This is a genomic window from Rhodoferax sp. (assembly GCF_030653815.1).
GTDB lineage: Bacteria > Pseudomonadota > Gammaproteobacteria > Burkholderiales > Burkholderiaceae_C > Rhodoferax.
In genome coordinates, this window is record NZ_JAURYQ010000015.1 from 1 (window position 1) to 12,033 (window position 12,033).

General features: G+C 62.5%; 12 protein-coding genes. 1 reads left to right on the forward strand and 11 read right to left on the reverse strand.

All coding sequences use genetic code 11. The features are described 5' to 3' along the window. A partial coding sequence (locus Q7U49_RS04905; RefSeq protein WP_304762712.1) for an FAD-binding oxidoreductase occupies positions 1-731 on the forward strand: 731 nt, incomplete at its 5' end. Positions 732-837: 106 nt separating this feature from the next. Here the strand turns inward: Q7U49_RS04905 and Q7U49_RS04910 are convergent. The 11 genes from Q7U49_RS04910 to Q7U49_RS04960 form a co-directional block, all read right to left on the reverse strand. Continuing rightward, the gene (locus Q7U49_RS04910; protein ID WP_304762714.1) at positions 838-1,629 is read right to left on the reverse strand and encodes an RNA methyltransferase; all 792 of its coding nucleotides are present in this window, start codon (positions 1,627-1,629) and stop codon (positions 838-840) included. Beyond that, positions 1,626-2,231 (reverse strand): ribonuclease HII, encoded by a 606-nt coding sequence (rnhB, locus tag Q7U49_RS04915; protein ID WP_304762985.1) that lies wholly within the window; start codon positions 2,229-2,231, stop codon positions 1,626-1,628. Before rnhB ends, Q7U49_RS04910 begins: the two co-directional genes overlap by 4 nt. A gap of 73 nt (positions 2,232-2,304) precedes the next feature. Continuing rightward, positions 2,305-3,450 carry a lipid-A-disaccharide synthase gene (gene lpxB, locus Q7U49_RS04920; RefSeq protein ID WP_304762715.1) on the reverse strand — a complete coding sequence of 382 codons (1,146 nt, stop codon included), beginning with the start codon at positions 3,448-3,450 and terminating at the stop codon, positions 2,305-2,307. An 18-nt stretch (positions 3,451-3,468) separates the two neighbouring features. Beyond that, entirely contained in the window at positions 3,469-4,263 is a 795-nt protein-coding gene (gene lpxA / locus Q7U49_RS04925; protein WP_304762717.1) for an acyl-ACP--UDP-N-acetylglucosamine O-acyltransferase, read from the reverse strand. Positions 4,264-4,273: 10 nt separating this feature from the next. Next, positions 4,274-4,711, reverse strand: coding sequence for a 3-hydroxyacyl-ACP dehydratase FabZ (gene fabZ, locus Q7U49_RS04930; protein WP_304762719.1), 438 nt, complete (start codon positions 4,709-4,711; stop codon positions 4,274-4,276). Positions 4,712-4,721: 10 nt separating this feature from the next. Beyond that, positions 4,722-5,708, reverse strand: coding sequence for a UDP-3-O-(3-hydroxymyristoyl)glucosamine N-acyltransferase (gene lpxD / locus Q7U49_RS04935; RefSeq protein ID WP_304762720.1), 987 nt, complete (start codon positions 5,706-5,708; stop codon positions 4,722-4,724). Between the two features lie 24 nt (positions 5,709-5,732). Next, entirely contained in the window at positions 5,733-6,245 is a 513-nt protein-coding gene (locus Q7U49_RS04940; RefSeq protein ID WP_304762723.1) for an OmpH family outer membrane protein, read from the reverse strand. Then, a complete protein-coding gene (gene bamA / locus Q7U49_RS04945) occupies positions 6,245-8,545 on the reverse strand; it encodes an outer membrane protein assembly factor BamA (protein ID WP_304762725.1) in 2,301 nt (766 codons plus the stop codon). The genes Q7U49_RS04940 and bamA overlap by 1 nt, the downstream gene beginning before the upstream one ends. Before the next feature lie 44 nt (positions 8,546-8,589). Then, positions 8,590-9,951 (reverse strand): RIP metalloprotease RseP, encoded by a 1,362-nt coding sequence (rseP, locus tag Q7U49_RS04950; protein WP_304762727.1) that lies wholly within the window; start codon positions 9,949-9,951, stop codon positions 8,590-8,592. 12 nt (positions 9,952-9,963) lie between these two features. After that, the gene (dxr, locus tag Q7U49_RS04955; protein WP_304762729.1) at positions 9,964-11,175 is read right to left on the reverse strand and encodes a 1-deoxy-D-xylulose-5-phosphate reductoisomerase; all 1,212 of its coding nucleotides are present in this window, start codon (positions 11,173-11,175) and stop codon (positions 9,964-9,966) included. Between the two features lie 8 nt (positions 11,176-11,183). Next, positions 11,184-12,029, reverse strand: coding sequence for a phosphatidate cytidylyltransferase (locus tag Q7U49_RS04960; protein ID WP_304762731.1), 846 nt, complete (start codon positions 12,027-12,029; stop codon positions 11,184-11,186). Positions 12,030-12,033: the final 4 nt, after the last annotated feature.

Here is a 12,033-nt window from a genome sequence, read left to right on the forward strand (position 1 = left end):
CAGGCGCCTTGCTGGCGATGCTGCTGGTCCTCGGCGGCTATGGCGCACTGCGTTCGCTGCTGGGTGGGATTGGCCGCGCCCGCGAGGCGAGCGGTACCATCGTTGCCATCGAGCATCCGGCGGCGGAGATCACCACCGTGCGTTGCCGGCTGCTTCAGGGCTGGCACGGGCACCAGCCAGGCCAGTTTGCCTTCGTCACCTTTGATGACAAGGAAGGGGCGCACCCGTTCACCATAGCCAGTGCGGACCGGGGTGACCAGACCATCAGCTTTCAGATCAAGGCCCTTGGCGACTATACGAAGCAGCTTGGGCAACGCCTGCACGCCGGGCAACCGGTGCGCGTGGAAGGGCCTTACGGTCGTTTTGACCTCGCCCGCTGCAATCGCAGGGCCCGACAGATCTGGATCGCGGGTGGCATTGGCATCACGCCCTTCCTGGCCTGGCTGGAGTCCCTGCAAGCCCATCCGGACAAGGCGCCCATGGCCGACCTGCATTACTGCACCCGCGATCAGAGCACCGACGCCTTTGCGCCGCGCCTGCTGACTTTGTGCGCCACCCTGCCCTCGGTGCAACTGCACATCCATGATGCGCGTCAGGGTGCCAAATTGACAGCATCTGCGCTGGGCGTGTTGAAAAATACGGAAATCTGGTTTTGCGGACCTACCGGATTGGCAGAAGCCTTGCGCCAAGGCATGGCAGCGCTGGGCTGGCGGCCGCGCTTTCACCAATAAGCCTTCTAGATGCGCAAGGAGCTTGGGCGGCAGAGTGTTCTGCTGCGTGTCCCCCGCCCTGCGGGCTCCGCCTTTACCTGCGCAGAGCTCTCTGCCGCCCCGGCTCCTATGCCAGGTGCGCCGTCGAACTGGCGTGCATGCAAATGGCCGCAGCCGTGGCCACGTTGAGCGACTCCTCACCCCCCGGTTGCGCAATGCGCACATGACCGCTGGCACGCGCCTCCAGCTCGGCACAAACGCCCTGCCCTTCATGCCCCAAGGCCCAGGCGCATGGCATGGATAGCTCCTTATTCAGGAGCGCCTGGTGCAAGTAGCTGCCCCGGTGCGAGCTGGTCACCAGCAACGGCACCGTCAAAACATCCACTTGGTCAAGGGAAGCCCCCTCGACCAGTTGCAGACCCCAATGGGCGCCCATGCCCGCGCGCAGCACCTTGGTGCTCCACAGAGCGGCGGTACCCTTGAGGGCAATGACCTGCTTGAAGCCGAAGGCCGAGGCACTGCGCAAAATGGCCCCCACATTGCCGGCGTCCTGCACCCGGTCCAGGATGACCGTGGCCGCGCCAGCCTGGATGGCTGGCTCTTGCGGCAAATCAAAGACAAAGCCGAGGCGCGCTGGCGACTCCAGCGTGCTGAGCTCATCGAACAGCGCGTCACCCAGCACAATGTTTTTCGGCGCGGCTTGCACGTAGGGCACCGGTGCCTCAAGCCAGTAAGACGCGGCAAACAACCCGATGGTCGGCCGCACGCCCCGCCCCAGAGCGGCGCGCAACAGGTGGTCACCCTCGGTCCAGAAGCGCTGTTGCTTGCGGTACTCGGTGTTGCTGTGCGCCAGCCGTTTAAGGTCCTTGAACAAGGCGTTGTCGCGCGAGCTGATGTTCAGCACCTGGGGTGAGGTCATGGCCGGACGCCTTGCAAGACTTCGGTCACCGGGCGAAAGCTGGTGCGGTGCAGCGGACAGGCGCCATGTTCCCGCAAAGCCGCCAGGTGCAGCGTCGTGCCGTAACCCTTGTGCTGCGCAAAGCCATAGGCGGGGTGCAGCGTGTCGACTTCCTGGCACCAACGGTCACGCGTGACCTTGGCCAGGATCGAAGCCGCGGAAATCGCTGCCACCAGGGCATCGCCCTTGACGATGGCCTCGGCGCGCATGGGCAAGACCGGCAGGCGGTTGCCATCGACCAGCACCAATTTGGGCGCCAGGCGCAAACCGTCCACCGCGCGGCGCATGGCCAGCAGGGTGGCCTGCAAAATGTTGAGCGCATCAATTTCCTGCACGCTGGCCTGCGCCACCGAAAAACACAGGGCCTTGGCGCGGATCTCGTCAAACAGCTGTTCACGTTGGCGTTCCGTGAGCTTTTTGGAGTCTGCCAGGCCCTTGATCGGATGCAGATCGTCCAGGATCACCGCCGCGGCAACGACCGGTCCTGCCAAGGGGCCGCGGCCCGCCTCGTCAACCCCGGCGATCAAGCCATTGATATCCCATTGCAAGGCAACCTGTTGCATGCTGACGGGCGTTTGGGCGCGGCGCTTGGGCAGACGCGCAGACCGTGGCGCTGACGCCTTGATGGCGCCAAGCTCAGGAGTGGAGGAGTTGCGCGATGGCATGGGCAGCGAGTTGGGGTGTGTCGCGCTGCAACTCGGTGTGCAGCGCGGTGAAACGTTGTTCAAGGGCCCGTATTTTCTCAGGCTGGCGGGCTTTGGCGTCAAGCCACTGCAAAATTTCGTGGGCCAGCGCTTGCGGCGTGGCGGCGTCCTGCAGCAGTTCGGGCACGACAAAATCACGGCACAAAATATTGGGCAGACCCACCCAGGCCTGCAGCTTCTTGCGCCGCATGATCTGCCACGACAGCCAGCCCATGCGGTAGGCAATGACCATGGGGCGCTTGAACAAGGCCGCTTCCAGCGTGGCCGTGCCGCTGGCGATCAAGGTGACGTCACAGGCGGCGAGCACGGTATGGGACTGCCCCATCACCATCTGCACCCACTCAACCATGCCACTCATTCGCAGCGCCGCCTCGATTTGGGCCCGGCGTGCCGGCACCACAGGAACGATGAATTGGGTGTCAGGGCGCGCTTGCCGGATCAACCTGGCCGCTGCAAAAAAATGGGCCGCCAGATGGGCAATTTCCGAGTCGCGGCTGCCCGGCAAAATGGCCACCACCGTGTTCTGCACCGACAAGCCCAACCGGGCCCGCGCTGCCGCCTGGTCTGGCTGCAGCGGAATCACGTTGGCCAAGGGGTGGCCGACATAGGTGGCGGCAATCCCATGGGCAGCGAGCAGCGCCGGTTCGAACGGAAAAATACACAGCACATGGTCGACGCTGCGCTTGATTTTCTCGATCCGCTCGGGTCTCCAGGCCCAAATCGACGGGCAGACAAAATGCACGGTCTTGATGCCGTGCGCCTTCAAGGACGCCTCCAGGTCAAGGTTGAAGTCGGGGGCATCGACGCCAATGAAAACGTCTGGCGGCTGTTGCAGCAGGCGCGCCTTGAGCTGCTTGCGTATACCGACGATCTCGCGGTAACGACGCAGCACCTCCCAGCCAAAGCCATGGACCGCCAGCTTGTCGTGCGGCCACCAGGCCTCGAACCCGCGCTGCGCCATCTGCGGGCCGCCAATGCCCACCGACTGCAGCTCGGGCCAGCGCTGCTTCAGGCCGTCCAGCAACAGTCCGGCGAGCAGGTCGCCAGAAGTTTCACCGGCGACCAGTGCGGCTTGCATGGTGTCAGGGTAAAACGCTCAGCGCACAATGCCACGCTGGGGCGAAACGTGGTCCAGGAACGCCAGCATCATCTGCACGTCCGACGCCGATTCGGGGTAGCTATGTGTCAAATCGGCAATACGTTCGCGGGCTGCCTGCAGCGTCAGGTCATCGCGGTACAGCGCCTTGTGCATGGCCTTGACGGCGCTGATGCGCTCGGGCGAAAAACCGCGCCGGCGCAGGCCTTCAAAATTCATCGAACGCGCCGCAGCCGGCTGACCCTGGCACATGACAAACGGCGGCACATCGGCAAACAGCAGCGTGCACATGGCGGTCATGCTGTGGGCACCAATGCGCACAAACTGGTGCACCACGGTGAAACCACCCAGGATGGCCCAGTCGCCCACATGCACATGGCCCGCCAACTGCGAATTGTTGGCAAAAATGGTGTGGCTGCCCACTTGGCAATCGTGCGCCAGGTGGACATAAGCCATCAACCAGTTGTCGTCACCCACGCGCGTGACGCCGACATCGCCTGGCGAGCCGATATTGAAGGTACAAAATTCGCGGATGGTGTTGCGGTCGCCAATGACCAGTTCACAGGGTTCGCCAGCGTACTTCTTGTCTTGCGGAATGGCGCCCAGCGAGGAGAACTGGAAAATGCGGTTGTCGCAACCAATGGTGGTGTGGCCTTCCAGCACGCAATGCGGGCCCACGGTGGTGCCGGCACCAATGCTGACGTGCGGACCAATGACGGTGTAAGGCCCGACCGTGACCGAGCTGTCGAGTTCGGCCGCGGGGTCAACCAGGGCCGTGGCGTGAATGGTGGTCAAGCGACTCTCCTCAGGCAATTTTGCGCATGGCGCAGGTGAGTTCAGCCTCGACCGCCAACGCGCCGTCCACGGTGGCGGACGTCTTGAACTTGAAAATACCGGCCTTCATGCGCAGCAATTCCACATTCAGAATCAACTGGTCGCCAGGCTCCACGGGACGCTTGAAGCGCACCCCTTCCATGCCGGCAAAGTAGTACACCATGTCGTCGGTGGCGCCGGAGTCTATGGCATCAAAGGCCAGCAGGGCAGCGGCCTGAGCCAGGGCTTCCAGCATCAACACGCCGGGCATCACCGGGCGGTGCGGAAAATGGCCTGGAAAGAAAGGCTCGTTGATGGTGACATTTTTCAGCGCCTTGATGGTCTTGCCTTTCTCAATGGCCAGCACCCGGTCCACCAGCAAGAACGGGTAGCGGTGCGGCAACTTGGTGAGAATTTTGTAAATATCCATCGAAAGGTCCTTAGTTTGAATTGTTTGGTTTGAGTTGCGCCTCCAGCGCACGGATGCGCTCACGCAGGCTGGCCAGGTGCTTGAGCGACGCGGCATTTTTTTCCCAGGCGGCGTTATCGTCCAGCGGGAACATGCCGGTGTAATGGCCCGGCTTGTGGATGGAGCGCGTCGCCACCGAAGCGGCAGAGATGTTGACGCCGTCGGCCAGCGTCAGATGGCCCAGCACGATGGCGCCGCCGCCCACGGTGCAATGGGCGCCAATGGTGGCGCTGCCTGCCACACCGGCGCAACCCGCCATGGCCGTGTGCCGGCCGATGTGCACGTTGTGGCCGATCTGGATCAGGTTGTCGAGCTTGACGCCGTCCTCGATCACGGTGTCCTGCAGAGCGCCGCGGTCGATGCAGGTGTTGGCGCCAATTTCGACATCGTTGCCGATGCGTACCGCGCCCAGTTGTTCAATTTTTTCCCAGGCGCCGGCATTGGGGGCAAAACCGAAGCCGTCGGCCCCGATGACGACGCCGGCATGGAGAATGCAACGCTCACCCACCACACAGCCTTCGCCCAGCGTGACGCGCGACTTGAGCACCGTGTCGGCGCCCACCACGGCGCCGGCCTCAAGCACGCACAGTGGACCGATACGCGCGCTGGGATGCACCTGGGCCAGCGGGTCAATCACCGCGCTCGGATGGATCAGCGGCCCGGTGGGCGCAGCCAGGGTCTTTTTCCAGAGTTGAGTGACCCGGGCGTAGTACAAATAAGGCTGCTCGGTCACGATGCAGGCCCCGCGCGCCGCAGCCAAAGTCTGGAACTGGGGGCTGACAATCACGCAGCCGGCAGCGGAGGCCGACAACAAATGCTGGTATTTGGGATGGCTGAGAAAACTCAGCTGGGCCGGCCCGGCGCTTTCCAGCGGCGCCAGACCTTCGATGCGCAGGTTGGCATCGCCATGCAACTCGCCGCCCAGCGCCTCAACAACAGATGCCAATCGCAGGGTCACGCGCACGCCGCCTTCAAGTCGGATTTACTTGCCGGCAGACGAATTGAGCGCCTTGATCACCTTGTCGGTGATGTCATGCTTGGGATTGACGTACACCGCGTCCTGAAAAATGAAGTCGTAGTTTTCGGCCACGGCCAGGTCCTTGATGACCTTGTTGGCGCGCTGGATCACCAGTTGCAACTCTTCGTTCTTGCGGGCATTCAGGTCTTCCTGAAACTCGCGACGCTTTCTCTGGAAATCACGGTCCTGCTCGAGCAACTGCTTTTGCCGGGTCTGGCGCTGGGTTTCGGGCAGGGTGGGTGCCTCGCGCTCGAACTTGTCGGCCAGCGCCTTGATGCTGCTGCCCTGGTCGACCAGCTCTTTCTCACGCTTGGAAAACTCCTGCTCCAGCTTGGTCTGCGCCGCCTTGGCGGTGCCGGCTTCCTTGAGCACGCGATCGGTGCTGACAAAGCCCATGCGCAGGTCCTGCGCCTGCAAGGACATCGCAGACAGGCCGCACAGACTCAGGGCACAAAGATGTCGTAAGAAATAGTTCATTAGAAACTGGTCCCGATTTGAAATTGCAAGCTTTGAATTCTATCGTTGTCAAACTTGCGGATTGGTTTGGCAAACGCCAGGCGCAAAGGGCCCACCGGCGAAATCCAGCTGATGCCCACGCCGACCGACGAGCGCAGATCGTTGGCATTGGCGTTGACCGGGTTGTCGCCCCCGACCATGCCGATGTCCCAAAAGCCGTACATGCGCAGGGTGCGGTCATTGCCGGCGCCGGGGAAAGGTGCCAATATTTCCATGTTGACGTTGAGCTTGCGTGAGCCGCCCAAAGAGGTCCCCAGACCGTCCGCCTGCTCGTTCGGCCCCAGACTGCCCTGCTCGAAACCGCGCACCGAGCCCAGGCCCCCGCCATAAAAGTTCTTGAACACCGGGAACGTGCCGCCGCCAAAGGCACGACCCAGGCCGACTTCGGTGTTGAAGGCCGCGGTGAATTGCTTGTTCAAAGGCACATACTGCTGGAACTGGTAGGTGGCGCGCAGGTACTTGGCATCGCCGGCAAAAGACCACTCGGCATTGGCGCGCTGCAGGCGGCCGCTGGTCGGTGCCAGGGCGCTGTCGCGGCTGTCACGCGCCCAACCCACGGTCAAGGGCAGCGCGGTACTGGAGTAACCGTATTCATCGGCGTAGTTCTTGTAAGAGATCGGCAGATCGGTGCCCGGGACAATGGTGGTCTTTTCAATGCCCAGACCAAAAAACACGGTGTCGATTTCGGTAAACGGCACGCCAAAGCGGATGCTGGCCCCAGAAGTCTCGAGCTTGTAATAGTCCTCGTCCTGGTACGGGCTGCTGGTGCGCGCATACAGGTCAAAGGTGCGCGACACGCCGTCTTCGGTGAAATACGGATCGGTGGTGTTGATCACCACCAGGCGGTTGAACTTGCTGGTGTTGACCTGCAGACCCAGCGAATTGCCCGAGCCAAAGGCGTTTTCCTGCTTCAGGCCAAAGGACAGGCCCAAGCCGTCACCACTGGAGTAACCCGCACCCAGGCTCAGGCTGCCAGTGGGTTTTTCGGTGACATTGATGGTCAGGTCGACCTGGTCCGGCGTGCCGGGCACCTCCTCGGTTTCCACGGCGACGTCGCCAAAGTAGCCCAGACGGTCGACCCGGTCGCGCGAGCGGCGGATTTTGTCGCCGTCGTACCAGGACGCTTCCAGTTGACGGAATTCGCGGCGCACCACCACATCGCGGGTACGGGTGTTGCCGGCCACGTTGATTTTGCGCACATAGGCGCGACGCGACGGATTGGCCTGCAGCACCAGCGCCACGCGGTTGTTGACCCGGTCAATTTCGGGCCGGGCCTCGACGCGCGCAAAAGCATAACCAAAGTTGCCGAAATAGTCGGTGAAGGCCTTGGTGGTCTTGGCGACCTCGTCAGCGTTGAAAGCCTCACCCGGACGGATCGCCACCAGCGACTTGAACTCCTCTTCCTTGCCCAGGTATTCGCCCGCCAGCTTGACGCTGCTGACGACAAAACGCTCGCCTTCGGTGATGTTGATGTTGATGCCGATGTCGGTCTTGTTGGGCTGGATCGCCACCTGGGTCGAGTCCACCTTGAACTCGAGGTAGCCCCGGGTCAGGTAATAGGAGCGCAGGGTCTCGATGTCGGCGTTGAGCTTGGCACGCGAATAACGGTTGGACTTGGTGTACCAGCTCAACCAGCCGCCGGTGTCCAGATCAAACAGGCCGCGCAGCGTGGATTCACTGAACGCCTTGTTGCCGACAATCCGGATTTCGGTAATGTTGGCCGGTTCACCTTCCACCACGGTGAAGGTCAGGTTGACCCGGTTGCGCTCGATCGGTGTCACCGTGGTGACCACCTGGGCGGCGTACAGACTGCGGTTGATGTACTGGCGCTTGAGCTCCTGCTCGGCACGGTCGAGTTGGGCCTTGTCAAACGGCCGGCCGTCGGCCAGACCGACATCACGCAAGGACTTGACCAGCACGTCCTTGTCGAACTCCTTGGTGCCAACAAACTCCACATTGGCCACCGTGGGGCGTTCTTCGACCACCACCACCAGCACATCGCCGTTGACTTCAATGCGCACGTCCTTGAACAGGCCCAGTGCAAACAGGCTTTGAATGGCGGCGGCGCCCTTGTCGTCGTTGTAAGTGTCGCCAACGCGCACCGGCAACGAAACAAAGACGGTGCCCGGCTCCACGCGTTGCAGCCCCTCAATCCGGATATCGCGCACGGTGAACGGGTTGACAGCCCAGGCGGACTGGGCGACCAACATCAGGGAAGCCAGTGCGGCACTTGTAGTGAGGCGAAATCGATTGGTTAACATAGTTCAGTTTGATAAGTAATAGGTGCCGGCCAAGTGGACGACGATCAGCCAAACAAGCGGGAAACATCGTTGAAAAGAGCGACCGCCATCATGAGCATCAGAATGGCAATACCGCCTTGTTGCATACGTTCCATCCAGGCATCCGACACAGGCCGACCGGTGACACCCTCCCAAAGATAATACATCAGGTGTCCACCATCGAGCACCGGCACCGGCAGCAAATTCAAAACACCCAGGCTGACACTGATGAGCGCCAGGAAAATGAGGTACTGGGTCAGCCCCATGCCGGCCGATTTGCCGGCATAGTCGGCAATGGTGAGCGGGCCGCTGATGTTCTTGATGGAGGCCTCGCCAATCAGCATGCGGCCCATCATCTTGAGTGTCAGGACCGACACGTCCCAGGTTTTCACCAGCGCCTGCCAACTGCCGTCCAGGGCACCATAACGCACCAGTACCTGCTCGGGTGGCGCACCCACGTAGGCGCCAATGCGGCCCATCGCCTGGCCGTTTTCCTGCACCACGCGCGGCGTCACATTCAGTTGCAGTCGCTGGCCGTCGCGCAGAAGGGTCCAGACCTGGGTCGGCGCTTTGCCATTGACCACCGATTGGCGAATCAGGACGCGCAGGCCCTGCCCGTCAAGAATGGGCTTGCCATCGACCTGGGTCACTTCGTCGCCGGCACGCAAACCGGCCTGTGCCGCGGCTGAATCCGGCATGATGTCGCCCATCAACGGGCGTGTCAGCGGGCCAATGACACCCATTTTTTGAAACATGCGGGCATCGACCTCATGGCTGTCCAAAGTGGACAGCCTGAGCAGGAATTCACGCTCAGCACTGGTCTTTTCCGCCTGCACCCAGAGCCTGACGTCTCGCCCTTCGAGCGCCCCGCGGGTCAGTTGCCAGCGCAGGTCCTCGAACGAGCGCACTTCTGTTTCTGCCTCACCGTCCAGCGCGGCGCGCACGACCCGCTCGCCGCCAACCAGTCCGGACTGGCTGGCCATCGACTCTGCCTGCGGCGGCGCCAGGATGGCAGCCGGGACTTGCACCCCGGTCCAGTTGACCACGCTGTACAAGAGCACCGCCAACAGCAGATTGGCCGCCGGCCCCGCCGCCACAATGGCACTGCGACGCCCCAGGCTTTGCGTGTTGAAGGCCAGATGACGCTCGGCCGGCGCCACCGGAGCTTCACGCTCATCAAGCATCTTGACAAAACCGCCCAGCGGAAACAGCGCCAGCACGAATTCAGTGCCGCTGGTTTTGGACTGCCAGCGCAACAGGGGCTTGCCAAAGCCGATGGAAAAGCGCAAGACCCTGACGCCACAGGCCACCGCGACCCGATAGTGGCCGTACTCATGCACGGCAATCAGCAAGGCGATGGCGACGATGAAGGCAAGGACAGTCAGCATCGGGGCGGCGCGTCAGATGGACAGGCGGGTGACCACGCGCGTAGCAAGCTCACGGCTCTGCGCGTCGAGTGCCAGCAAATCTTCCAGCGACCCCGGCGGCGTGGGCTGCACCTTGGCCAGGGTTTCCAGATTGACCGCGTGCATCTGGTCAAAGCGGATCTGCCCGGCCAGAAAAGCCGCCACGGCGATCTCGTTGGCGGCGTTGAGCACGGCAGTGCTTCCCGCTGGCGCGGCCAGCACGGACCAGGCCAAGGCCAGGCCAGGAAAGCGTTGGCGGTGGCCATGGTCATCCAGCGACTCGAACGTCATGTCGGCCATGGTCCGAAAATCAAGCGCGCTGGCACCCGAGCTCATGCGTTGCGGCCAGGAAAGACCATAGGCAATAGGCACTTTCATGTCTGGCGTGCCCAGCTGGGCGATGACGGAGTTGTCACGGTACTGGACCATCGAGTGGATCACGCTCTGCGGATGGATCACCACCTCGATCTGCGCTGGCGCGACGCCGAACAGGTAGCGCGCCTCGATCACCTCGAGCGCCTTGTTCATCATGGTGGCCGAATCCACCGAAATCTTGCGCCCCATGACCCAATTCGGGTGGGCACAGGCCTGGTCCGGCGTGATGTCGGCAAAGCTGGCCGGATCGCGGCGCCGGAACGGCCCGCCCGAGGCCGTCAGGATGATCTTGTCGATCTGCGTGGCCCAACTCGCGGCGTCTTCGGGCAGGGACTGGAAAACCGCCGAATGCTCGCTGTCGATCGGCAACAGCTTGGCACCGCCGGCGTTCACGGCCTGCAAAAAATAGTCGCCGCCGACCACCAGGGCTTCTTTGTTGGCCAGCAACAGGCGTTTGCCTGCGCGCGCCGCACCCAGGCACGAAGCCAGGCCGGCAGCACCCACAATGGCCGCCATGACCACGTCGACCTGCTCATGGCTGGCCACCTCGGTGATGGCGTCCGGACCACACAGCACCTGGGTCGGCAAACCCAGGTCGCGGCAAAGACGCGCCAGTTCCTGGCCGTGCGCCGGGCTGGCCATGACCGCAAAGGCTGGTCGAAATTGAACACACTGCTGCAGCAATTTATCGACCTGGGTCGAGGCGGTCAAGGCAAACACCTCGAACCGCTCCGGGTGCAGCGACAGCACCTCCAGGGTACTGACGCCAATGGAGCCGGTCGACCCCAAAATTGCAACACGTTTCTTTTTCAAACCCCTTGAATCCAGCATGGGCACTCTCAAAATGTGTAAAGCATCATGGCCAAAGGCAAGCTGGGCAACAAGGCGTCAACCCGGTCCAGCACGCCACCATGACCGGGAAGGAGCTTGCTGCTGTCCTTGACCCCGGCGCTGCGCTTGACCAGGGACTCGAACAGGTCACCCACCACACTCATGGCGGCCAGGAACAGGCAGGCGATCACGACAAAGACCGCGCCGCGCTCAGCCAGGTGGCTGTAGAAACTGGGCACGGTCGCCTGCGTCCCCACATCGAAACGGGTCCAGGCCCAAGCCAACAGCAACACGGCCACCATGCCACCCCAGACGCCTTCCCAGCTCTTGCCCGGGCTGATCGACGCCGCCAATTTGCGCTTGACGAGTCGCCCGCCCCAGGTGCGGCCGGAAAAGTAGGCACCGATGTCGGCCACCCAGACCAAGGCAAAGACCGACAGCAAAAAATTGGGGCCCACAAGTCTGGCCTGGGCCACGGCCAGCCAGGTGACCACCAGCGCCAGCAGGCCGAGTCCCAAACGAAAACTGCGATTCAGTTGACCCCAGGCCGGCACACCGGCACGCAACACCCAACTGCCCAGCAGCACCCAGACGGCACCGGTCACAAGCCAAACCCGAGGCAAGGTCTGCGCCAGCCCGCCAGCCCACCAAAGTCCTGCGCACGTCAGGGCACACAAAGCACCGGCAAGGTAGCTGGCAGGCGGCTCATAGCCATTCAAACGCGCCCATTCCCAGGCCGCAGCGGCAATGAACAGGAGTGCGAGAAAATTGAAGGGTGCTGCATCCTGGTAAAACAGTGCGGGCAACAGCACCAGCAACAACAACACAGCGGTGATCACGCGTTGCTTGAGCATGGCA